The organism is Limnomicrobium aquaticum, assembly GCF_040545545.1.
In the GTDB taxonomy this organism is placed as follows: domain Bacteria; phylum Pseudomonadota; class Alphaproteobacteria; order Rhizobiales; family Rhizobiaceae; genus Ensifer_A; species Ensifer_A aquaticum.
The window spans coordinates 1,666,103-1,689,069 of record NZ_JBEPMB010000001.1; the positions used below are offsets into that span (position 1 = coordinate 1,666,103).

General features: G+C 61.4%; 23 protein-coding genes and 1 riboswitch. Of the genes, 10 read left to right on the top strand and 13 right to left on the bottom strand.

The window, feature by feature from the left end:
• Positions 1–7: 7 nt before the first annotated feature.
• Positions 8–607 (bottom strand): transcriptional regulator BetI, encoded by a 600-nt coding sequence (gene betI / locus ABID16_RS08375; protein WP_354555831.1) that lies wholly within the window; start codon positions 605–607, stop codon positions 8–10.
• Between the two features lie 529 nt (positions 608–1,136).
• Here betI and ABID16_RS08380 point away from each other — a divergent pair.
• The 3 genes from ABID16_RS08380 to ABID16_RS08390 all read left to right on the top strand — a co-directional run bounded on the left by ABID16_RS08380 (position 1,137) and on the right by ABID16_RS08390 (position 5,268).
• Positions 1,137–2,189, top strand: coding sequence for a hypothetical protein (locus ABID16_RS08380; RefSeq protein ID WP_354555832.1), 1,053 nt, complete (start codon positions 1,137–1,139; stop codon positions 2,187–2,189).
• 62 nt (positions 2,190–2,251) lie between these two features.
• The gene (locus tag ABID16_RS08385) at positions 2,252–3,235 is read left to right on the top strand and encodes a phage tail tip lysozyme (RefSeq protein WP_354555833.1); all 984 of its coding nucleotides are present in this window, start codon (positions 2,252–2,254) and stop codon (positions 3,233–3,235) included.
• A gap of 239 nt (positions 3,236–3,474) precedes the next feature.
• A complete protein-coding gene (locus ABID16_RS08390; RefSeq protein ID WP_354555834.1) occupies positions 3,475–5,268 on the top strand; it encodes an EAL domain-containing protein in 1,794 nt (597 codons plus the stop codon).
• Positions 5,269–5,313: 45 nt separating this feature from the next.
• Here ABID16_RS08390 and ABID16_RS08395 read toward each other — a convergent pair whose 3' ends face one another.
• Positions 5,314–5,511: a hypothetical protein gene (locus ABID16_RS08395; protein ID WP_354555835.1), complete on the bottom strand. Its 198-nt coding sequence runs from the start codon at positions 5,509–5,511 to the stop codon at positions 5,314–5,316.
• Positions 5,512–5,762: 251 nt separating this feature from the next.
• On the opposite strand from ABID16_RS08395, the gene ABID16_RS08400 reads away from it, so the two are divergent.
• Positions 5,763–6,758, top strand: coding sequence for an NAD(P)H-quinone oxidoreductase (locus ABID16_RS08400; protein WP_354555836.1), 996 nt, complete (start codon positions 5,763–5,765; stop codon positions 6,756–6,758).
• Between the two features lie 10 nt (positions 6,759–6,768).
• Here ABID16_RS08400 and ABID16_RS08405 read toward each other — a convergent pair whose 3' ends face one another.
• The 3 genes from ABID16_RS08405 to ABID16_RS08415 all read right to left on the bottom strand — a co-directional run bounded on the left by ABID16_RS08405 (position 6,769) and on the right by ABID16_RS08415 (position 10,353).
• Entirely contained in the window at positions 6,769–7,749 is a 981-nt protein-coding gene (locus ABID16_RS08405) for a GGDEF domain-containing protein (protein WP_354555837.1), read from the bottom strand.
• A gap of 127 nt (positions 7,750–7,876) precedes the next feature.
• The gene (locus ABID16_RS08410) at positions 7,877–9,088 is read right to left on the bottom strand and encodes an MFS transporter (protein ID WP_354555838.1); all 1,212 of its coding nucleotides are present in this window, start codon (positions 9,086–9,088) and stop codon (positions 7,877–7,879) included.
• Between the two features lie 62 nt (positions 9,089–9,150).
• Entirely contained in the window at positions 9,151–10,353 is a 1,203-nt protein-coding gene (locus tag ABID16_RS08415) for an MFS transporter (protein WP_354555839.1), read from the bottom strand.
• Positions 10,354–10,734: 381 nt separating this feature from the next.
• Here ABID16_RS08415 and ABID16_RS08420 point away from each other — a divergent pair, with 381 nt between their 5' ends.
• Positions 10,735–11,739, top strand: coding sequence for an asparaginase (locus tag ABID16_RS08420; RefSeq protein WP_354555840.1), 1,005 nt, complete (start codon positions 10,735–10,737; stop codon positions 11,737–11,739).
• Positions 11,740–11,821: 82 nt separating this feature from the next.
• Here ABID16_RS08420 and ABID16_RS08425 read toward each other — a convergent pair whose 3' ends face one another.
• Entirely contained in the window at positions 11,822–12,880 is a 1,059-nt protein-coding gene (locus tag ABID16_RS08425) for an acyltransferase family protein (RefSeq protein WP_354555841.1), read from the bottom strand.
• A 192-nt stretch (positions 12,881–13,072) separates the two neighbouring features.
• Between ABID16_RS08425 and ABID16_RS08430 the strand changes: the two genes are divergently transcribed.
• The 3 genes from ABID16_RS08430 (at position 13,073) to ABID16_RS08440 (ending at position 15,025) form a co-directional block, all read left to right on the top strand.
• Positions 13,073–14,341 carry a DUF3422 family protein gene (locus ABID16_RS08430; RefSeq protein WP_354555842.1) on the top strand — a complete coding sequence of 423 codons (1,269 nt, stop codon included), beginning with the start codon at positions 13,073–13,075 and terminating at the stop codon, positions 14,339–14,341.
• 97 nt (positions 14,342–14,438) lie between these two features.
• Positions 14,439–14,699: a CopG family ribbon-helix-helix protein gene (locus ABID16_RS08435; RefSeq protein WP_354555932.1), complete on the top strand. Its 261-nt coding sequence runs from the start codon at positions 14,439–14,441 to the stop codon at positions 14,697–14,699.
• Positions 14,696–15,025 (top strand): type II toxin-antitoxin system RelE/ParE family toxin, encoded by a 330-nt coding sequence (locus ABID16_RS08440; protein WP_354555843.1) that lies wholly within the window; start codon positions 14,696–14,698, stop codon positions 15,023–15,025. Before ABID16_RS08435 ends, ABID16_RS08440 begins: the two co-directional genes overlap by 4 nt.
• Positions 15,026–15,101: 76 nt before the next feature.
• Here ABID16_RS08440 and ABID16_RS08445 read toward each other — a convergent pair whose 3' ends face one another.
• A complete protein-coding gene (locus tag ABID16_RS08445; RefSeq protein WP_354555933.1) occupies positions 15,102–16,178 on the bottom strand; it encodes a glycoside hydrolase family 25 protein in 1,077 nt (358 codons plus the stop codon).
• Positions 16,179–16,362: 184 nt separating this feature from the next.
• Between ABID16_RS08445 and ABID16_RS08450 the strand changes: the two genes are divergently transcribed.
• On the top strand, positions 16,363–17,409 hold the full coding sequence (locus ABID16_RS08450) for an NAD(P)/FAD-dependent oxidoreductase (RefSeq protein WP_354555844.1): 1,047 nt from the start codon (positions 16,363–16,365) through the stop codon (positions 17,407–17,409).
• Positions 17,410–17,548: 139 nt separating this feature from the next.
• On the top strand, positions 17,549–18,310 hold the full coding sequence (locus tag ABID16_RS08455; protein ID WP_354555845.1) for a nucleotidyltransferase domain-containing protein: 762 nt from the start codon (positions 17,549–17,551) through the stop codon (positions 18,308–18,310).
• Positions 18,311–18,321: 11 nt separating this feature from the next.
• Here ABID16_RS08455 and ABID16_RS08460 read toward each other — a convergent pair whose 3' ends face one another.
• From ABID16_RS08460 to ABID16_RS08485, 6 genes are all read right to left on the bottom strand, one after another.
• Positions 18,322–18,558 carry a hypothetical protein gene (locus ABID16_RS08460; protein ID WP_354555846.1) on the bottom strand — a complete coding sequence of 79 codons (237 nt, stop codon included), beginning with the start codon at positions 18,556–18,558 and terminating at the stop codon, positions 18,322–18,324.
• The gene (locus tag ABID16_RS08465; protein WP_435532371.1) at positions 18,555–19,754 is read right to left on the bottom strand and encodes an FAD-binding oxidoreductase; all 1,200 of its coding nucleotides are present in this window, start codon (positions 19,752–19,754) and stop codon (positions 18,555–18,557) included. Before ABID16_RS08465 ends, ABID16_RS08460 begins: the two co-directional genes overlap by 4 nt.
• Positions 19,755–19,770: 16 nt before the next feature.
• The gene (locus ABID16_RS08470) at positions 19,771–21,012 is read right to left on the bottom strand and encodes an aromatic ring-hydroxylating oxygenase subunit alpha (protein ID WP_354555847.1); all 1,242 of its coding nucleotides are present in this window, start codon (positions 21,010–21,012) and stop codon (positions 19,771–19,773) included.
• Positions 21,013–21,136: 124 nt separating this feature from the next.
• Positions 21,137–21,412, bottom strand: a riboswitch (cobalamin riboswitch).
• A gap of 87 nt (positions 21,413–21,499) precedes the next feature.
• On the bottom strand, positions 21,500–22,039 hold the full coding sequence (locus ABID16_RS08475; RefSeq protein ID WP_354555848.1) for a GNAT family N-acetyltransferase: 540 nt from the start codon (positions 22,037–22,039) through the stop codon (positions 21,500–21,502).
• On the bottom strand, positions 22,039–22,293 hold the full coding sequence (locus ABID16_RS08480; RefSeq protein ID WP_354555849.1) for a type II toxin-antitoxin system RelB/DinJ family antitoxin: 255 nt from the start codon (positions 22,291–22,293) through the stop codon (positions 22,039–22,041). The genes ABID16_RS08475 and ABID16_RS08480 overlap by 1 nt, the downstream gene beginning before the upstream one ends.
• Positions 22,294–22,327: 34 nt before the next feature.
• Positions 22,328–22,855, bottom strand: coding sequence for a GrpB family protein (locus ABID16_RS08485; RefSeq protein WP_354555850.1), 528 nt, complete (start codon positions 22,853–22,855; stop codon positions 22,328–22,330).
• Between the last annotated feature and the right edge of the window lie 112 nt (positions 22,856–22,967).

Sequence of the window (22,967 nt, forward strand, 5' to 3'; positions counted from 1 at the left end):
TTCCTTTTCAGCGGCCCGTTTCAGGCTTTACCGCGTTCAGTTTGAGTGTCACGTAATCTTCGACCAGCGCCGCCGCCTCGCCGACATCGAGCCGCGCCGCATCCAGCGCGCGACGAATGTAGAGGCCGTCGATCAGCGCCGCGGCTCCTTCCGCGACATGCTGGGCTTCCAGTCTGCCGCAAAGCGGCGACAGGGCCGCGACAAGGTTGGAATGCAGGCGGCGGGCGTAGACGGTGAGCAGACGGCGAGTCTCCTCCGAGCGCTGCGCCTCGACATAGAAGGCGAGCCAGGCGGCGACGGTGGAGGCGGCGAATTGCTCGGCTCCGAAAGAGACGGCGATCAGCGCGCTGACCTTGCCGCGCGGCGTTTCGGCCTGACGGATGGCGGCAATCGCCTCTTCCTTCAGCTGGCGCAACAGGCTGCGCATGGTGGCGAGCAGCAATTGGTCCTTTGAGCCGAAATAATGGAAGGCGAGCGCTGCCGACACGCCGGCGCTCCTGGCGATTTCCTGCATGGTGACGTCGAGCGAGCCGTGATCGCCGATCGCCTTCAGCGCGGCATCCACAAGCGCCTTGCGGCGGACTGGCTCCATCCCGATTTTCGGCATCTCGTTTCCCCTTGATGGATGCCAGTTTAATTTTGATTGATCCATCAATCAATAAAAAACCGCCAAGTCGGAAACTTCCGGCGAAAGATTCTTCTCCGGCTGGTAACGGTTTGAAACTCCTTCCCTTCTCCTCCCCCTTTCCTGGCCTTCTCTTGGCTTTCTTCGGGCGTGCACGCGCCTGGCTTGCCACGGAGCAGGAATTCACCCTGGGTGCAAACCCTCTTCCCCGCGGCACAACAACCTCACGCCTCGCTGGGGGCGGAGGTCGCTGTCGCGTGCTGGGTTGCCTCGCAACGGCCCAATAGGCTGCAGGTGAATATCCTGCCCGAATGGCCACCCGCTCGGGCGCGACGACGCCTGAAGGCGATACACAGGGGTGCGAACTCTCCTATTTGGTGCTTTTCAAAATATTTCTTCTGATAGTTGTATTTTGTTCTGGACATTTGGTTGGTGTCGCGCTCTCCTGTGCCTGTACCCAATATCCTGGAGGGGCGGGATGCGGTGGTTTCGCATAATGGTGGGATGCCTGATGGCGCTGACGACGGCGGCCTGCAATCCCCTGTCCGATCAATATCTGGCCGGTGGCGTCGGCTCGGCGCTCAATTCGGGTCAGCTGGCCCAGGAGACGGACCGGCAGGACGAGTATGTCTATCTCATCTGCCGTCAGAGCGCCGGCTCCGGGACTGCGGTTGCGGCCGGAAAAGGCTGCTCGATCGGCAGCTGGGCGACGTTCATCAGGGCCGGGATGAACGATATCGACCGGCGATGCGATGCCTATCTTACCTGGCTTGACACCCAAAGGCGCAACAGACCTGCAGTGCTTGAACAAATCTCCGCCACGGGGACGACGACAAACGGAATATTGGGCCTGACCGGTGCCGGAACGAAAGCCATGGCACTCGTGGCCGCGGCTTTCGGACTGGCCGGGGCGACTTATGGCAACTGGAACTCCAGGCTGCTGCTGGAGGTCGACCATTCCACCGTGCAGGGGCTCGTTTACAGGCGACAGGAACAGTTTCGGCAGGACAATTCCATTGCAATCACAAATGTGTCGGACCGTCCGACGGCGCTTTATCTCTTGCGCGGCTATCTGCGCCTCTGCATGCCGATGACGATCGAGACCGACATCAACAGCACGATCACACTGGTGCAGAACAATGCACCGCAAAGTGTGGTGCGCGCAGCGATCGTGCGCCCGGCGGGCATTGCGGGTGTGATTACGGATGTGCGCAAACCGCTGCCCAGCCCGGAGCCTTATGTCAGCCAGGATCTGACCGACAGGCTGACGGATAAGGAACGCGGGCTGTTAGGCAAACGGATTGAGGCTTTGCAACGGGCACTCTGCATCAAGACGCCGACGCAGAGCTTCGGGCCGAAGGGATCGCAGGTCCGGAAAGCGATGTCCGAGTTCTTTGTTGGCGCCGGTCTGGGAGCGTTCGGGAAAATCGAGGATCAAACGATGCTGGACAGCCTTAGCGAGGGGGCCGACGACATCATCGGCGAGCATAACACCTGCGAAAGCAGGGGCTTTCCGAATGCCCGCGCGGTCGGCGAAGCCGTGAACCCGTCCAAGAAACGCTAAGTCAGTTCCATTGAAGTGGGAACCGGTCTCGCGACCACCCAACCGGAAAAACGGAGGCTGAAATGCCAGATATCAATCCGAAAGTCTTTGCAGAACACTGTGTCACGGTCGCTTGCCTATATGGAGCCAGCGCTCATTACGTCATGGCCGTGGCGAAGCTGCGATCACAGCTCAAGGATGACGTGACGGATGGCAAGGTCGGCCCGTATGCCTGGACGCAGGCCGAATGGGACGCCAATCCCGACCGGCAGAACCCGGCATTGGGCTCCGTCTACCCAACAGACCGAATTTCCAAATGGCGCGCGCAGGTCAGTGTCTTCACGCTCATGACGGTCCGGCAGTTCACGGCGCTGCAACTGAAACTGGGGCAGAATCCGAGCGCCCTCCAGCTCTATCAGGCGCAATGGCCCGAAGAGGGCGACGCGCTTGTCGGCAGCCTGCAAAAGGCCTGCGACGACACCAGACAGGCAATCCTCAATGCCCTCGACAACCAGTTTCCCGATCCCGCGCAAGCGGCGTCACAGGTCATAGACGACCCGAAGCTTCCCCTTTCGCAGCAAGCCGCTCCGCCCGTCACCCTCACGACGAGACTGCAGCGCAACCAGTGGATCGCCTATCATGCTGCAATTGGCGCCGGTCTCAGCGATCCTGCCGCGCGTGCCCTGGTGGCCAATTTCAGTGGCGAAGCTCTTCATTTGCCTGCGGACAAGCATTTCGACAGGAAACACGATGCACGCGGCATTGCACAATGGGACCCGACCCGTTCGGATGCGATCAAAGAGCATTTCGGCCGATATCCGAACGAGATGTCGGTCGAAGATCAAACGCGGGCGGCGATCTGGGAAATTCAAACAAACGATGCCTACAAGGAGACCAGGGACGCACTTTTCACGCCCGACAAGACTGTCGAGGAGATGATCAAGGTTCTGGTCAATAACTACGAGAGGCCCCGCGATAAAGCCAAAGCGATCGCTGACCGTATCCAGTTTCTGCCGGGTCTGGCGCAGGTGCTCCAGGCCGCAAAGGAATTGCCGGGTTCTCCCTGATGGATGCCGACCTCATCTGATCAGGCCTTCAACCAGCGAAAATCCGCCTGCGGAGGCGAAATCCCGGAAGGCTTCGTTTGCGTCTCCTTAACCTTGCGAAAACGCAATGATTTCAAACCCATCGCATCTGGGCCCATGTCACATAAGTTTCATATCCGGTGAAGGATTTGTTGACGAATAGAATTGAAGTTCGTGATCATATTCCAACACGCCCCGCTCGCCCCCCGCCGGAGTTTCCCATGCCCGCAATCCTTCCGCTGAAAGGTCACGATCCGGCGGCTTATAGCCGTATGGCGCTGATGCCGCTGGCCAAGGCTGCGCTCGATACGGCGTTCCAGCCGATCGTGGAAACAGTGTCCGGCAAGATCCATGGCTATGAATCGCTGATGCGCGGCCACGACAAGCTGGGCTTTGATGCGCCGCCGGCGCTTCTCGATGCCTTTGCGATGTCGGGCGAACTCACGGAGCTTGAGCTTTTCACCACGTCGCGCTCCTTTGCCAAGTTCACGTCGCTCGTCGAGTTCGAGAAGCGCACGCTGTTCCTCAATCTGGATCATCGCATGCTTCAGGCCGGCCAGCGCCTGCTGCCGCTTCTGCTCGCCTATCTGCAGAAGAATGCCATCTCGCCCTCTTCCGTCTGCATCGAACTGTCGGAGCGTTCCGACAATTCCAGCGCGCCGGACTTCCCCAATCTGATCGCCCAGATGCGGCGCATGGGCTTCAAGCTGGCGATCGACGATTTCGGCACGGGACATGCCGAGATGAAGCTCTTGAGCGACTATGATCTCGACTATCTCAAGATCGATCGTCATCTCGTCTCCAGGATCGACGCTCTGCCGCGCAAGCGGCACCTGACCAAGACCGTCGTCGACATGGCGCATGTTCTGGGCGTGCGGGTGATTGCCGAGGGCGTCGAGACGGAAGGCGAGTTCCTCGTCTGCCGCGATCTCGGCATCGACCTCGTGCAAGGCTGGTTCGTCGCCTATCCGTCGCTGGAGCCGTCCGAGTTTCGGGATGGTTTCCCGCATCTGCGCGATCTCGGGCAGAACCGGCGCGTGCGCCGCTCGGTCGATGAAGTGCTGGTGCGCCAGCAGGTCGAGGCGGTGCCGACCATCCGCGAGGATGCGGCGATCGAGACCCTGTTCGAGATTTTCCGCCAGCATTCCGACCTGCCCTTCATTCCGGTCGTCAATGCGCATGGCGAGCCGCGCGGCATCGTGCAGGAAGCGCGTCTCAAGAGCTACATCTACCAGCCCTATGGCCGCGACCTGTTGCAGAACCGTTTCTATGGCGGCACGATCGCCCGCTTCATCGATCCCGCCCCCGTGGTCGATATCGGCGCCGATTCCAGCCGGCTGATGGCAGTGTTCTCAGGCACGGAAGACGCGAAATGCGTGATCCTGACGGAGAACATGCGCTATGCCGGCGTCATCTCGGCGGCCGCGCTCGTCAAGATCATCAATGCCAAGCTGGTGCGCCAGGCGCAGGACCAGAATCCGCTGACGGGGCTTCCCGGCAACCAGGCGATCCATTCCTATCTGGAAGAGACGATGGCGGATGGCGGCACGACGCGGCATTTCTGCTATTGCGACTTCGACAATTTCAAGCCGTTCAACGACCATTACGGCTTCCAGCGCGGCGACGAGGCGATCTCGCTCTTCGCGCGGCTGATGAAGCGCTACTTCTTCTCGCCCTCGATCTTCCTCGGCCATGTCGGCGGCGACGACTTCTTTGCCGGCATGACCGGCTGGTCGAACGAGGAACTGGAAATGATCTTCGAGCGGCTGCTTGAAGATTTCGAGAATGACGCGCTTCGGCTCTATTCGGCAGAGGATCGCGAGCGGGGCCATATCGAGGGCGTCGACCGGGCCGGCATCCGCCGCGCCTTCGATTTCCTGAGCTGCTCGGTGGCCATCATCGAAGTCCCGGCCGGCCGCGTCTTCGGCGATCCGGCCGTGCTTTCAGCGCATATCGCAGGCCTGAAGAAGCGGGTGAAGTCCAACCGCGACGGGATCCTGTTCGAGACGCTTTAACACCTCTTTACAGCTTTATCCGGCCGCTTCGGGGGCACCATCTCATCAGTAATGGTAATGGTGGTGATGCCGCCTGTAATACCCGCCATAATACCGCGGCGCATAATATCCGCGGTCACGGTAATAATAGCCGCCGCGATAGTAGCCGGGATCCGAGTAGTAGTAACCGCTATGCCGAACCACGACCACGTCGCCGGGCGCATCCACGCAACCTGCCAGTGTTCCCGCTCCCAAGGCCATCATGGCCAAAATCATCAGACGCTTCATGTGACTGTCCCCAAAAACATGCGACAACATGGCGTGAGCGCAGTTTGCGGCAAAATTTGGCTGAAACTCGCGCACCAGTGCCGGGAACGGGATTGTCTTAAAAATGTCCGGCCGTTGGGGCGCCATTCCCTTTCATCCGACATGGGCTGAAACAATCGCCGCGCTGGACGGCGGCACATCGGACGCCTATGTCAATGAGATCGGAAAAAGACTTTCGGAGTCCGCCCATGACCACCCTGCCCCAGACCATGCGCCATGTCGATCTGCCCGCCCCCGGCGGGCCGGAGGCAATGCGGATCGTTGACGGTCCCCTGCCTCAGCCAAAGGCGGGAGAAGTGCTGATCAGGGTTCACGCCGCGGGCGTCAACCGGCCCGATGTGGCGCAGCGGCAGGGCACCTATCCGCCGCCGGCGGGCGCGAGCCCCATCCTCGGGCTCGAGGTCGCCGGTGAGGTCGCGGCTCTGGGAGATGGCGTTTCGGATCTTTCGGTTGGAGACAAGGTCGCAGCACTCGTGAACGGTGGCGGCTATGCCGAATATTGCGTTGCGCCGGCCGGACAGATCCTGCCCTGGCCAAAGGGTTACGATGCGGTGCGCGCGGCGGCCGTGCCGGAAACCTTCTTCACCGTCTGGGCCAATGTCTTCGACATGGCCGGGCTCAAGGCGGGCGAGAAATTTCTCGTCCATGGCGGCACGAGCGGCATCGGCACGGTGGCAATCCAGCTCGCAAAAGCCTTCGGCGCGGAGGTCTATACCACCGCCGGCTCGGGCGAGAAATGTCTTGCCTGCGTGCGGCTCGGGGCAAAGCGGGCGGTCAATTACAAGACGGAGGATTTCCTGGCCGTTCTGAAAGAAGAGGCCGGCTCCGTTGACGTCATCCTCGACATGATCGGCGGGGCATATTTTGACAAGAATATCGGGTTGCTGGGCAAGGACGGACGGCTTGCGATCATCGCGCTTCTCGGCGGAGCCGTCGCTGAGAAGGCCAATCTCGGCGCGATCATGATGAAGCGGCTGCGCGTGATGGGCTCGACGCTTCGCCCGCGAACGGCGGAAGAGAAGCGGGCGATCCGCGATTCACTGCTTGCAAAGGTCTGGCCGAAGCTCGACGCGGGCGACGTCGCCCCGGTCATCCATGCCGTGCTGCCGTTCGATCAGGTGGCGGATGCGCACCGGATGATGGAAGAGAGCGGACATATCGGCAAGATCGTGCTGACGCTCTGAGGGCCGCGCTTCACGCGGATGGCAGACTGGCAACCCTCGCGCAGTCGCGTCCGGCCGCCTTGGCGGCATAGAGGGCACCATCGGCGCGCCTCAGCAGCGAGCGCACATCGTCGCGCGCAACCCTGCCCGCGATGCCTGCGGAAAAACTGTAGGAATGGCCGAGCTTTGCCGACGCCGTCGCGGCAACGGTCTGCCGAATTCGTTCGGCAAGTGCGAGCGCCTCGCTCTCTCCGGCGCCCGGCATGATCAGCAGGAATTCCTCTCCGCCATAACGCGCAATGGTATCGCCGCGGCGGACCAGCCGGGCGACTTCATCGGCAAAATGCGCCAGCACGTCGTCTCCGGCGAGGTGCCCGCGCGTATCGTTGATCGCCTTGAAATGATCGAGGTCGATCAGAACGACGGCAAGGCCAATGCCCCGGCGTTCGGCAACACCGATCTGGTGATCGAGTTCGGACACGCCGTAACGCCGGTTGTAGAGCCCTGTCAGCGGATCGGTGTCGGCGCTGCGCAAGGCCGTGTCGCGCGCCACGAGGAGCGTCTGCTCCTTCGATTTCAGCGAGGTGATGTCGGTGTAGAAATTCCAGATCCAGCCGCCGTCGACGCAGCTTTCGGTGACCTTGTACCAGGACCCATCAAGGAAATCGACTTCGAAGGAGCGCACTTCGCGGACGCGCCGGCGCGACGTCGCCATGGCAAGCCACGCCTCCGGCTCCATGGACAGAACCATGCCCCGCCCCGTTTGGTAGGCGTGGCGCACCACGTCGGCAAAGGTGCGCGCCTCGGGCGGCACGTTCATGAGCGTGCGATAGGCGTCGTTGGCAAAGGCGATCGTATCGTCCGGCGCAAAGAGCGCGACGGGAATGGCGCAGGCTTCGAAGCCGATGGCCATGAGTCGAGCAAGCTCAGCCGACTGCACCGATCGCAATTCGGTCAGGCCGTCGGCAAGCGCCTCGACCGCCAATCTCTCCCTGGACAGTGCACCCGTCATCGACATCCACCCATGTCTGCAAAGCCGGACAGTGGCTCCGGGAGGGTTAATTTCTTATGAACGAAGAGGTTCAGCGAAGTTATGCACAGGCCTAAATTTGGGGGTTTTCGGCCGCTACGGACCCCGCTCAGGCGGCTTTTTCCATGGGTACGCGCCGCTCCACCGCCACAAGAAGCACGGCGGCTGCGAGCGTGACGCCGGCACCGACGATGGCCGTACCCTGATAGGTGGTGAAGTGGGCCGACACCGCAAATATGCCGGCGGCGGCGCCAGTACCCAAAAAGGTCTGCATGGGGTAGAGCGAGGTGCCAAGGCCAGGGCGGCCCGGAAACATATCCTGAAAATAGGAAATGGGCACCGAGAGGATCGCGGCAGCACCGGCGCCGGCGATCGGGATCAGCGCATGAACCTGCCAGACGCTGGTTGCCCTTGCCAGTCCCAGCAGGAAGACGGCGTAAAGCAGGCTGCCGGCCGCCAAGGTATTTACAGGGCCAAGCCGTCTCATCCCGGCCGCCCAGCCCAGCATGAAGGGAATTTCCACCAATGCGATTCCGCTGGCCATGAAACCGGTATCGGCGAGCGAGCCGCCGAGCGTTGTCTTGATGACCAGCGGCTGGATATAGCCGTTGAGCCAGTTGACCGAGGTCAGCAGCGAGACGGCGAGGAGGCGCAGGAGAACGGCGAGGTTCCCCAATTCCCGCAGCGCCGAAAAGAAACCGTTTACACCGCCGGGAACGTTTGCATCGCGTATTGTCGGCGGCAGGAATATCCGCACCAGTGCAAGGCACACGAGATAAAGCAACGCCATGACGCCCCAGACATTCATGACGCCGAGGCCGCCGAACTCCAGAACAGCGGCAACACCCACTGGAATGGCAACCCAGGAAGCCGACATGGTCGTGCGGACCACGGAATTCACCGCGCCGGCCTCACCCGCCGTCATGGCTGCGGTCTCCTTGCGCGTCCCCGCATAGATGAGCGGGTTCATATTCGCCAGAGGGATCAGCAGGATGACGACAAAGGCCATCATCCAGGCCGTCTGCACCATCCATAGCAGGGACGATCCCACCAGTCCGACAATCACGAGGATGGACATCAGGCGGCGGCGGTCGCCGGCGAAATCGGAAACGATCCCGATGGTGACACCGAACACGACATTCGTCAGCGTGGCGAGCAACATCATCAGTGCGAACATCTGTTCGCTCATGTGAAGGGTCTCAATCGCCATCAATGAGCGATAGGGTAGCGAAGCGGCGCTCGCGCAGGACGCAACGAACATCAAAAGGCCGTAGACGCGCAGCACCGGATGGTGCGCGACGAAGCGAATGGTGGATAGCATGAGACAACTCCCGAGTGTCCCGGCTAGCCTTTTCACCGAGTCGATTCAAGGGCCCTCAGCGACTATTCGCGCGGCACGAGCCTTTCCACCACCACCAGCATCAGCGCCGCAGCCAGCATGACGCCCGCGCCGATAAAGGCGGTGCCCTGATAGGTGGTCAGATGGGTGCCGACGGCAAAGATGGCGGCCGAGACCCCCGTGCCGATGAAGCCTTCAATGGGCGAGAGCGACGTGCCGAGGCCGGGACGGCCGGGAAAGAGATCCTGGAAATAGGAAAGCGGCACGGAAAGAAGCGCCGCCGCACCAGCCCCTGCCAGCGGGATCAGCGCATGGATCTGCCAGACAGCCGTGGCAGAACCCATCAGCACAAGGTAGGTGCCGTAGAGCGCCGCGCCCGCGAGGATCGTATTGACCGCACCAAGCCTGCGCAGACCGGCCGCCCAGGCGAGCATGAAGGGGATTTCCAACAACGCCACACCGCTCGCCATGAAGCCGGCATCCGAAAGCGAACCGCCGAGCGTCGTCTTGATGACCAGCGTCTGCAGATAGCCGTTCAGCCACTCGCCCGCCACGATCAGCGAGACGGCGAGCAGACGCAGGAAGATGCCGGGATGGGTCAGTTCCTTGAGCGCCGAGAAATATACCGAAAGCCCGCCCTGCGTGGAGCCGGCCCGCGCGGTGTTCGGCAGGAAGAGAAGGACGAGGGCGACGCAGATGGCAAAGAGCAGCGCCGTGACGAGCCAGACATTCATGACGTCGAATCCGCCCGATTGCAGCACCAAGGCGACGGCCACGGGGATGATCACCCAGGCCGCCGACATGGTGGTGCGGACGATGGAATTCACCGAGGCCGCCTCGTCCGGCTCCATGTCATCGACCTCCATGCGCGTGCCGGCAAAGACCAGCGGCGCGATATTGGCGAAGGGAAGCACGACGATCAGCGAAAGCGCCAGCATCCAGGGGGACTGCACCAGCCACACGAGCCCCGCGCCGGCCACACCCAGCAGGGCGAGGATGGCCATCAGCCGCCGCCGGTTGCCGGCAAAATCCGAGACGATGCCGATCGTCACGCCGAAGACGAGGCTGGTCAGCGTCGAGACGAACATGGTGAGCGCAAAGCCCTGCCCGCTCATGTGCAGCGTGTCGATGGCCACCAGCGCCATATAGGGATGCATCGCCCCGCCCGCGCAGGCCGAAACGAACAACAGAAGGGCATAGACGCGCAGCACCGGATGGTGCGCGACAAAGCGGATGGTGGACAGCATGGGAGATCGCTCCAGAAGTCACCAGCGCTAGATGCTTCGCGGGGCGGGATCAAGGGGAGAAAGCCGCGAGCTGCCAATTTCCGACAGGACAGAACAAGTCATTCAGTTTGCTATATTTATAGAGGGACGGGCCTCGTTTCCTGGAAGCGACGTTGTAACACTGTCCGCAGATGACCGATGGATATCGAACGGAAGACGTTGCGCCGAACTTCCCGAAGCGCTTCAAAAGCGACTGGATATCAGACGCGAGGTGCGACGTACCGAAAAGCCGGAGAATGAGGACGAAAAGCTTACCCGGAGGTAGCGATCCTCCCCTTGCCTTCCCCCCTCGTTTCCTCCCATAAGCGTTCAAAGCAGAAAAACACGAGCAAGAGGCAGGTCATGGCCAATCCGGTTCTGGTGGAAGTCACGCGCGGCGACGTTGTCGAGAGCCGGCATCGCGGCATGGTCGTGGTGGTGGACGGCGACGGGAAGGTCGTCTTCGAGGCCGGCGATATCGAACATCCGGTGTTTCCGCGCTCGTCCTGCAAGGCGATGCAGGCGCTGCCGCTGATGGAAAGCGGAGCGGCGGAGGCCTATGGCTTCGGGAATAAGGAACTGGCGCTCGCCTGCTCGTCGCATTCCGGCGAGGACGGCCACGCCGTGCTTGCGCGCGCCATGATCAGGGCTGCGGGCCGCGATGAGGATACGCTGGAATGCGGCGCCCACTGGTCGTTCCAGCAGCCGATCCTGATCGAGCAGGCCTCGCATGGTCCGAAGCCCGGCCAGCTCTACAACAATTGCTCCGGCAAGCATGCCGGCTTCATCTGCGCCTGCTGCCACACGGGCACGGACACGAAGGGCTATGTCGGCTACGATCATCCTCTGCAGGCGGAAATCCGCGGCATCATGGAGAGCCTCACCGGCTCCATCCTCGGCCACGACAATTGCGGCGTCGACGGCTGCTCGATCCCGACCTATGCGAGCCCGCTGAAAGGTCTGGCGCATGGTTTCGCCAAGATGACGACCGGCGTCGGGCTTGAGCCGATCCGTTCGAAATCGGCGAAGCGCCTGATGCAGGCCTGCATGGCCGAGCCCTGGTATGTCGCCGGCACGAACCGCGCCTGCACCGCCCTGATGCAGGCAGCGCCGGGCCGCATCTTCGCGAAAACCGGCGCTGAGGGCGTCTTCGTTGCCGCCCTTCCCGAACAGGGCCTCGCCATGGCAATGAAATGCGACGACGGCGCCACACGCGCCGCCGAGAGCATGGTGGCGGCAACGCTGGCGCGGTTCTTCAAGGGTGAGCCGGAGGTTCAGGGCAGGCTATTGGCGATGGCCAATAGCGAGATGCGGAACTGGAACGGGATCAAGGTGGGAGATGTGCGGGCGACGGCTGCGTTCGCATGAGACCCTCCTCTTCCTGTGGAGGGAGGACCTTCCAGATCGTTTCAATGTTTCTTTGAAACGCTGGAAACAATCCATCTCTATTTTATGCAGTTCCGAAACGTGACTTGAAGGCCTCTCGCCGTTTTTTCAGGAACGCGCGCACAGGTTCGTCGTAATATTTCAGCAGCACGTAGCTGGCGAGCCAGACGAATCCGATAACCGCCAAGATCGACCAAAGACCCTGCTGGCTCGGCGGCCCCAGCACGGGCGCCAGCAGCGAACGCAATGGGCCGTGGAGTATGTAAACCGGATAGGAAAGCGCGCCGAGAGCCGTGCCAAGGCCGGCGAACCGGCCGCCCATGCGCGAGCCGGCGGCAACCCAGACCACGAGCGGAAACACGAAAAACACGACGAACAGATCGCCAGCCCACCGCAACACAATGCCGAGAGAACCGGCGGCAAGAAAAATTGCCGCCAGCCCGCACGCGACGATCGTCCAATGTCGTTCGATCCTGGGGAGACGTTCGCTTTGCCAAAGACGCCAGAGCATGACGCCCGCAAAGAAACTGAACGTTGTCCGTGGAACGCCCCACCAGAAATTGGCCGGCCCCCAACCCAGTTCCACCGAGTAATGAATCCGCGCCGCGGCCACGAGGGCAATGGCGGAGACGACGATAACAAGCCAAACGATCCCGTCCGAAAGCCAGCGGATCGTGGCGGCATAGGCAAGATTGACCGCCATCTCGAAGAACAGAGACCATTCGGCTCCGTCCAGACGGAAGATGCTCAAAGCGCTCGGCCAGAAGGGAAGCACAAGGACCTGGCTCAGAAATATCGCAAACCAGTAGGGCTCAACGTTGCCATTCAGATGCCACGCCAGCAGGCCGAGACACGATGCCACCAAGACAAGCGGATACAGGCGTATGACACGCGTCACGAAGAATGACCGGAGGGGAAGCCCGTCCAGGAGCTTCTCTTCATATGAGCAAGCGATGACAAAGCCACTGAGCATGAAAAAGAAGTCGACCGCCAGGTAACCGCTCTGAAAGTAATAGGTCGCGAAACGCGTATCCCTCTCGACATGGAAAAAAAGGACGAAGGCGGATGCAACGCCGCGCAAGGCGTCCAAAACTTCAAAGCGATGCCTGCTCATATAACCCATGCTCAATTCGACTCACTCATGATTGTTCTGAACGCGCAGAGCAACCCTGACCAGCACCTTGCACAGACTTTGTTCCTATTTTTTGTCCCCCGACGCTCCGCCCATCGCGACCCTTCATCGCAGTTGCGCCCTTCGCCCTTGCCCTCTAAGACTAACCGCACTTGAAGACCCAAGCCTTCGGGGGATGACGATTTGGGCGAGCAGGCATTCAATTTTCCGGTTTCGCCGGAGCGGGCGAGCGCGCTGGGGGAAATTCACTCGCGGCCTTATGCGCTGGTGACGTCGCCGCGCGTGATCCTGCAGCTTGCTTTCATGTCGGATGGCGGATCGGGTGTGGATCATGCCGTCATGGCTGGGATCTGTCGCGAGCGGGGGGCGGCGCTACCCTCGCGCGAGGCGCGGCATCATGCGATATCCTGGGGTGCCGGCACGCTGCGCTGGGAGCGGCATACGGAATTTTCGACCTGGTTCTGGGATGCACCGCCGCCGGAAATGTTTGGCGGCGATGTGCCGGTGCATCCCTTCGGAAGCAGCTTTTCCGCCCCCGGTTCGCTGATTTCCGGTATCCGGCTGGAAATCCGGCCCGATGACGAGGTGGCGCGCGCGGCCATCGCGCAATTCGAGCCGCAGAGCCTCTGCCATTCCATCGTCAAGGACGGACAGGCCGAGATTTTCACCGATTTCCGCCAGAACGGCGACGGCCTGACGCAAATCCTCGTCATCGACAAGGGGATGACGCAGGCGGGCACGGGCGCGCTTGTGCAGCGCGTGCTCGATCTCGAGACCTATCGGACGCTCGCCATGCTCGGCCTGCCGATGGCGCAGACGCTGTCGCCGGAAATCCGCCGTTGCGAGGACGGGCTGACGGGGCTGACGCATGACATGCGCACCGAGGCGCGCTCGAAGGCCGACCGGATGCTGGCGGAAGTGACACGACTTGCTGCCGAACTGGAGGCGAACGCCGCCGTGAGCCTCTATCGCTTCGGAGCGAGCCGCGCCTATTACGGCATCGTGCAGGAGCGCATCCGGGCACTTGGCGAGACCTCCGTGCCCGGCTTCGAAACGCTGGGTTCCTTCCTCGAAAAGCGGCTTGCGCCCGCCATGCGCACCTGCCAGTCGGTGGAGGAACGTCAGGCGAACCTGTCGCGCAAGCTAGCGCGGGCCACCAGCCTCATCCGAAGCTGGATCGACGTGGAGCTGGAGCGGCAGAATTCGGACCTGCTGAACACCATGAACAAGCGCGCCGAAATGCAGCTGCGCCTGCAGCAGACGGTCGAAGGTTTGTCGGTTGCGGCCATCTCCTATTACGTCGTCGGACTGTTCGGCTATTTCATCAAGGCGATCCCGCATGAGGACCTGCCCATCGACCCGGTGATCGCAACGGGGCTCTTCGTCCCGATTGCGGTGGCGGGCGTCTGGTGGACGGTGCGGCGGATCCGGTTGCGGCACGGGGAGCATTGAGGCTGTCGTTGTAGTCTGACCCGGCCGCTAAAGCAGCCCAGTTTGACGTCAGGCCGCCCTTCGGCTATCCTCTGTATTACAAATAGAGGCGAAAATGATGTCAGAACGTGAGCTCTCCAATCCGATCACCATGCGCCTGCCGCTTGATGTACTCTCCGAGATCGAACAGATTGCAGAAATCTGTAATCGCAGCCGAAGCTGGGTGTTCGTACGCGCCCTCAAATCCTATCTCGCCGCCGAGGGGCGTGAGATCATCGAGATCGCGGAGGCGCGGCTCGATATTGAGAACGGTCAAGGGCATGACCTTGACGATGTGCTGGATGAGTTGGAGTCCATCGTCAACGGAGCCGCGGCTTGAAGGTCACACTCTCCCCCAAAGCACGGGACTATGTGAAGCGGGAGGCTGCCTATCTCAGATCGAACAGCCAAAGAGCCGCTCAGCAGTTTCTCGACGATTTCAAGCGGTTGAGGCTGGGGCTGAGCGGGTTTCCGGAGATGGGAAAATTCAACGAGGAACTCCCAGTTCCGGGCGTCCTGCGCTTCGTGATGGGGTCTTATCTCGTCGATTACGAGATTGTGACGGGCGAAGTCTTGATCTTCGCTATCCGCCATCGACGCGAACGTCCGCCGCAGTTCGAACTCGACGGTGACTTCAATCTCGAAGAGTCTTCAAGCGAGTCCTGATCTCGCCAAACGGACTGGCCGGATAAGCAAATCAAGCCCGGCATGACGGAAACTCGTGCACCGGGTTTCCTGCCCCTCAATTCGACGCCACCCAGCGATGCCAATCCTCGGCGCTGCCGTAGAACGTGTTCAGGTCTATGCGGCCGGTGACGCCGTGGGAGAGGCCGGAGCCGGAATATTGCCAGAAGACCCAGCGGCGGTTCGGGTAGACCTTGGACGGGTGTTCTGCCACGGCGCGCAGCCAAAAGGGATATTCGGCAAAGGCGCCCTCAAGGTTGTCCTCATAGAAGTCCGGTGCCGTGTAGATGATGGGGCGCTTGCCGTAGTGCCGCTCGACCTTTTCCATGAAGACCTTCATTTTCTCGCGCACCAGCTTGGGGCTCAGCTTCTGGCGGCAGGCGGAATCATGGTTCCATTCGACATCGATGACCGGCGGCAACGCTTCCGGATCGCGCGGCACATTGCGGATGAACCAGTCGGCCTGCTCGCCGGCAGTCCGGCACCAGTAGAAGAAATGATAGGCGCCGCGCTTCAGGCCGGCTGACTTCGAGCCGTTCCAGTTGGTCTTGAACATCGGGTCGGTGTGATCGCCGCCATCGGTCGCCTTGATGAAGGCGAAGTTGGCGCCCTGCGTGCGGAGCTTGGCCCAATCGATATTGCCCTGCCAGCGCGACACGTCGACGCCATGTACGGCATAGGCCCGGGGGGATGCGCGACCGAAATTGATCGGCTTGGCATCGCGGAAGCGCTGGCTATAGATCGGCATGCGGCTGCGAGGATGCATCGACCCCGCCCCGGTCGGGCTGGACGGAATGACGAAATTGGCCTTCTCGGCCGTCGGACGTGCCATGGGTTCAGCCACGGCGGGGATCAGCTGCGGCTGGACATTTTCAAATGGAACGGGCCTCTGCGGCGGCGTTGCCATGGCGAGTGCCGGAGCGGAGCCTTGTCCGGGAACGGCTGCCGGAGGCATGATCGGCGCGCGCGCGGTCTTGGTCGCGGCGGCAGAAGGGATGTTCGCCGAGGGCATGGCGATTGCGCCCGTCTTTTCCGACGACGTGCCCACCGACAGCACATCGCTGGTGGATTGCGACTGGCAGCCGGCAAGGGTTGCCAGGAGGCCGAGATACAGGAGACCGGCGGGCAAACGCATGAACATCGTCACTCTTTACAAACAGGACATTCGGCCGCCTGCCGCAACGGAAACGCTGGCACGACGGAATTGCTAACAAAGTTTTACCGGGAAAAGCTGAATCGAATCTTTACGCAGCCCAGGAAAGCGTCCCTTCTTGTCCTGAAACTGAAAGGCTGAGGCGATAACGGCACATATCCTGATCGTGGGCGGGGGCATCAATGGGCTCGCGAGCGCCTGGACGCTTGTGCGCAAGGGCTATCGCGTCAGCCTGTTCGATCAGGGACCGATCCCCAACCCGGTCGCAAGCTCGTTTGACGAACACCGCATCACGCGCCATGCCTATGGCCCCATGCATGCCTATGCAGAGAGGATGCCGCAGGCCTTTGCGCTTTGGGATCAGCTGTTTGACGATATCGGCGCACGGCATCTGGAGGCGATGCCGATGATCGCCTTCGAGCGCGAGGATACTGGCTGGATCGGGCCGTCACTCGATGACCTGGGCGCCATGGGTGTTGGCTGGCGCGAACTCGATCCGGCACAATTCAGCGCCGAACATCCATTGATCCGGACGGACGGCGTCACCCGCGCGGTGGAGCTTTCCGGCTCCGGCATGCTGTTTCCCAGCCGCATCGTCACCGATCTGGTCGTTCATCTCGCCGCACAAGGCGTGCGTTTCTATCCGCACACGAAGGTCGAAGAGATCGGGTTCGAGACGGGCCGCGTCAGAGCGGGCGGCATGGTGCATGTGGGTGATCACGTCATCATCGCCGCAGGCGCCTGGGTGAACAACCTCCTGCCCGACACGACAGGCGAACTGGTGCCATCACGGCAGACGGTCGTCTTTCTCGCCCCGCCGCCGGAGCTGGCAGCTCTTTGGTCCAGGGCTCCGATCTATCTCGATCTCGATGCGGAAACGGGCACATATGTCCTGCCGCCGCGCCCCGGCACAAGGCTGAAGATCGGCGACCATCGCTTTTCGAGAACAGGCGATCCGGATGCGCCGCGCATTGCATCCGAGGACGAGGTCGCGAACCTGATCAAGGCCGGTCACCTCGCATTTACGGATTTCGAGCGCTACACGGTCCTGGAGCGCAAAGCCTGCTACTATACGGTGACGGAGGACGAGCATTTCGTCATTCGCCCGGCGGGGAGCAGGGCGACACTGCTCTCGGCCTGCTCCGGTCATGGATTCAAGCTCGCACCGCAATCGGCGGCAGAGGCGGTCGCGTTGGTGGAGAGGGCGCTGTGAGCGCACTCCTCCTCGACTCTTTGCACGGGCAAACGGCATAAACGTTGCGAGGGCTAAAACCTCTGTCGCCCTTACAACAGCCCGATATACCAAACGCGAGACGTCAGGTTCTCGTTCGATTCATTTAAGGCATTTTCCGATGTCGAGACATGTCGATGGGCTCATCGCGACACCAAGCCAGAAGCCCTTTCAGGCTGAATATCAGCCCCTGTTGAGCGACATAGGTTTTCTGTTAATGTCCGAGCCCGGACTCCGCGTTCACAGCGTTTACGTTTATGGAAGCATAGCGGAAGGACGCGCGATTCCCGAAAAATCGGATCTCGATTTGTCGCTCATCCTGTTTCAGCCACTCTCCAGAGAAGAGAGCTTTTTGCTGGAAACGTGCAAGGCGCGCTTTGAGGCAGCCTACCCCTTTCTGACCAAAGTGGATTTCGATGTCGGCTCGCTGCAGGATCTGAGGTCGGAAAAGACTGCATTGGCGTGGAGTTACTGGCTGAAACACCACTGCCGATGCATCGCCGGCGAGGACCTGTCGACGGAAATTGAACCATACCGGCCTTCGCTAAGGCTCGCGCTTGCCGTGAACGGCGACTACAGCGCCGTTCTGCACCGGTATCTGGCCGAAATCAAAGCCAGCAAAACGCGTGCCCTGACGCAACGCTTGCTGAAAGAAGCCTCCCGGAAGGCAATACGGTCAACGAATATCCTGCGAACCGAACATGCAACCGACTGGCCTGCGACCCTTGAAGATCATGTTGACAGAATGGGCCGGCTGTATCCCGAACGCCGCGAAGACATGGAGATGCTCTTGACATGCGCGACCAGTCCGCAGTCGGCGCCTGACGATTTTGCCGCTCGGCTGGAGAGATTTGTCAAATGGATGGACGAAGCGCGTCGCTAGCGCCAGAGCGCCTAATGCCGCTGGCGCCTTGTCTTCCTGTTCACGCACTGCGGCGTGACTGCCGCCTGTATCAGCATCCCGATCAGGCGCGCTCGGGTTTCGGTTGCAATTTCCATGCGGCCCATGCGCGTGATTTCCAGCCGTGCTGCGGTTGCGATATCAGCGCCTTGCGGCTGAGCAAACAGCCAAACGAGGAAGAGACCTTCCGGCGTTTCCTGGCTGGAAGTCCCCTCGCCCATGATCGTCATGCCTCGATTTCGAGCGCGCTCAGCGGGCGTGAGCAGCAGGCGAGAATGTAGCCTTCATCGATCTCGCGGGTGGTGATGCCGCCATTGTGGTGCATCTCGACCTCGCCCGAGCGCTTCTTGACCTTGCAGGTGCCGCACATGCCGCTTTCGCAAGCCGCCGGGATGCGGACCTGGACCGCGCGGGCGGCCTTGAGGACGGTGTCGCCCGGTGCGCAGGCGATGTGCTCGCCGGTGGAGAGGAAGTCGATGGTGAGGGCGTCAGAGAATACCCCCTCTGGCCTGCCGGCCATCTCCCCCACAAGGGGGGAGACGGATGGAGGCACGGCGGTCACTCCCCCTCCCCCTTGTGGGGAGGGTTGGGGAGGGGTCTTGGAGGCAGGCTGGATCGGCGCGTTAGCTGGCGTCGGCGCGAGGCCGAAGCTCTCCTGGTGATAGTGGCCCATGTCGAAGCCTTCCGAGCGCAGAAGACCGCTGACGGCTTTCATGAACGGGTCCGGGCCGCAGCAGAAGGTTTCGCGGGAGAGGAAATCGGGGGCGAGAAGCTGGAGCTTCGTGCGGTCGATACGGCCGGTGAGGCCTGCCCAGGGCGAAGCCGTGGTGGCTGCTTCCGGGATGAAGCCGAGTTTTAGGTTCGGCATGCGGGTGGCGAGCAGTTCCAGCTCGGCGCGGAAGATGATCTCATCCGGACGGCGCGAGGCGTTGAGGAAGGTGACATCCGTCATCGGCGCGCAATCGACGAGCCAGCGCAGCATGGACATCATGGGCGTGACGCCGGAGCCGGCGGAGACGAAGAGGTATTTTTGCGCCAGCGGCCGCGTGAGTGTGAAATGGCCCGAGGGGCCATAGGCGCGCATGCGGCTGCCGGGCTTGATGTTCTCGAACATCCAGCGCGTGCCGATGCTGGTGGCTTGAGCCTTCACCGTGATCGACAGCGCGTAGGGCCGCGAGGGCGTCGACGAGATCGTGTAGGTGCGATGCAGGTCGCCGCCCTTGGCGCGCAGTTCCACCGTGATGAACTGGCCCGGCGCATAGCGGAACCAGCCGCCGCCTTCGACCGCGAAGGTGAAGGTCTTCACATCCGGCGCTTCATCGGCCACGGAGAGGCAGACGAGCATCTGCCGCGCCGAATTCCAGGGCTTCAGCTCATCGAGATGAAGCGCATCGGGCGTCTGCCCCATCAGCGGCTGCATGTTCATGGGCGGCAGACCTTCTTCAAGCAACGGAGCGAAGGCGCGGACGGCCGGTGAGCCGCTCGACCATGAAATCGGAATACCATTCGACGAACTGGGCGACGCCGCCCTCATGCACCTCGGAGTAAGGGCCGGGCTGATAGGCGGGCGACGCGATGCCGCGGGCATTTTCCTCGACGATCTGGCGGTCCTGATCGTTGGTCTCGGTCCAGACATGGGTCAGTTCCTCGAGACGGTAATCGATACCTTCAACGGCGTCCTTGTGGACAAGCCACTTGGTCGTCACCGCCGTTTCCGTGGCGCTGATCGGCAGCACGCGGAAGGTGACGGCGTGGTCGGAGAGGACGTGGTTCCACGTCGTCGGGTAATGGAAGAGCAGCAGCGTGCCGATGCGGTCCATGTTGACGCTGTCGGAAAGCCGCATCTGCACGGCCTTGCGGCCCGAAATCGTGTAGCTGACGGCATCGCGCAAGAGCGGCATGCGGGCGGCGCGGAACTGGCCAGACTGGTCCATCACGAAGCGGCTCGGCAGGCCGATGCTCTCGCATTTCTGCCAGTGTTCAACCGTTTCCGGATCGTCATCCGCGCCCGAAACGCCGGTCGCCGAGGGGGCTTCCGGATAGGTCTTGCAGAGTTCCGGGTGGTTGCCGGCGCAGTGGTAGCATTCGCGGTTGTTTTCCCAGACGAGCTTCCAGTTGCCCTTCTCGATGATGGTGCTTTCATAGGCCACCTTGGCGTCGCGCAGGCGATGCGGCAGGAAATAGGGCTCCATGAAGGCGCGGAAGGGGGCGAAATCCATCGGCTGGTCAGCGAGACAGACGAAGATATAACCGCCGGCCGTCTCGCAGGCGACGCGCTTCATGCCGAATTCAGCGCCATCGAAATTGTCGCCCATCTGGCGGGCGAAAAGCAGCTTGCCTTCGAGATCGTAGGTCCACTGGTGATAGGGGCAGACGAGCTTGGTGGCGGAGCCGCGATGTTCGGTGCAGACGCGCGAACCGCGATGGCGGCAGGAATTGTGCAGCGCGTTGATGCGGCCATCATCGGCGCGGACGATGACGATCGGGTATTCGCCGATCTGGACGGTCATGTAGTCACCGGGCTTCTGAAGCTCGCAATCGTGACCGACGAAGAGCCAGTCCTTGTACCAGATATGCTCGAGATCGAGCTTGTGGAAATCCGCATCGAGATAGAAGGGGCGGTCGAGCGTGAAGCCCGGGCGGCGGCCCTGAAGGCGCGAAAGCATGTCGGCGCGGGTATCCATGGTCTCAGTCCTTATCATCGCAAAGATTTGACGCTTTGGGGAAGGAAACGATTGCCGCGCGCAGACACAGCGTGAAAACGCTGTCGCCAAGCATCCGCCTCCCGATCGCCCACCGCGATCAGTCCGGGTTCATGCGCCTGCGGCTGGTTTCCGGGCTCCGGAACCGTCCCTCGCCGGGACTGACGCGACACCTTCCCGGACACATCGTCCAGTGGCTCCCATCGCGTCTTTCAGTTCCGCCACCGTTGCGGGGGCAGCGCCGGGATAGGGTCATATTTCTGAGCAAGTCCGGACGCGAAACCGGTTTCCACTTTCGCTGGACTTGCTCGGAACCCGCACCGGCTTCCCAATTCTCCGGAAGACCTCCCCGTCCCCCGGCACCTCAAGCATCGCGATATGACCACAGGAGAAAGGGCCGCGCGATGTCGTTTGCGACATGACGATGGCGTGGGAGGACAAAGTTTTGGGTGGGTGTCTTGCGCATGGATCAGGAGAGCGAGAAAGCTCGGCGCCATTCTGTTCGCGAGACCTCGTACCAGACCTCCCCCTCATCTGCTCCGGGAATAGAACTGGATGTCACTTCAACCGTTCGAACATGGCGCATGCCGAGCTTTTCCATGACCCTGCGAGAACCGAGGTTTATCGCCATCGTGCATGCCACGATCTTTTCATAGCCCGCACTCGCGAAGCCCCAGTCGAGGAGCGCCAACGCACCCTCAGAAGCAATGCCCTGCCCCCATTGGATTTTCCTCAGCCGATAGCCGATCTCCGCTGATCCGTCATTGCCGGGAGACAGGCAGAACCAGCCGACGAATTCGCCACTCGTCGTCAAACGGGCTGTCCATACAAAGGGCTCCGTTCCTCGCGGCATCAGAAAGTCTACCGCATCCGGATCGGTCGTTTCATGATCGACGGGACCGCCGTTGAGGAAATACATGACATCCGGATCGAGTTCGAGCGCGATAAAGTCATCGCGGTCAGTGGCGCTACAAGGAGAGATCGTCAGGTTTTTCGTGTGAAATGTCATCAATTGCGTTTGGCACCTGACTTCATGTCTGACCGCCGTGCGAGACGTATAGCCTTCGCTTCTTGTAGAGCTGCGCGCGTCTCCTCGTTTGGAATTTTCAGCTCCAGGGGGAAGCTCTGTGTCGCCACTACGCGACGCAGAAAAATCCGAGCGGCATCCGACATCGACATGCCGAAGGACTCAAGGACCGCCGAGACCTCTTCGCGTAGGTCGTCGTCAACGCGGACGTGGATCATCTTTGTGTGGGCGGTCATCGTGCCGTCTCCCGTTGAAATGGCAATGTGTATCTCAATTGCGATACAGCGAAACATCCCCCGCGATCGCCGTTTCTATCACCCTTCGAACGAAATCGCTCTTCTCAGTCGTGTACCGATCGCCGTCGTAGGGAAACTCCAGCGCCAACCGATGCTTCAATCTGGTATATTCCGCCGCCGTGTCAGAATGCTGGCGTAGAAAATCGCGAAAGAGGAGACGCAGCCGATGCGTCTGGTTCTCAGGTGCGCAGAGATAGACCCGCAGCGCGGGCAAGCTCGACTTCCAGAGGAAGGCCCACATGTCGTCGTCGTACCGATTTCCGCGCGCCTCGAAACCGGCGTTGACCAGTGCCAACCCTGCACCGGATATCGCTGAGAAATCAGTCAATGTCACATCAATGTCTATGAGCGGCTTTGCGGACATGCCGGGGACGGCAGTGCTGCCGATGTGATCAACGGTGAGAACCTGACCCATCAAAATCCCGCGCAATCGCTCTTCGGCTACCCGAAATTTTTGCGGCCAAGATGGATCGTGGGGAACCAGTTGCACCAGCGTCGGCATGAATCTCCTCCCTGTATTCAGGTGCATAGCCTTGCACCGAATCGCGCCTTTGGCTACCCATGTTCCCGGCTCCTCCCAAGCCTCCCTCCCTCCTTTCGGGAAAGCATTGCAC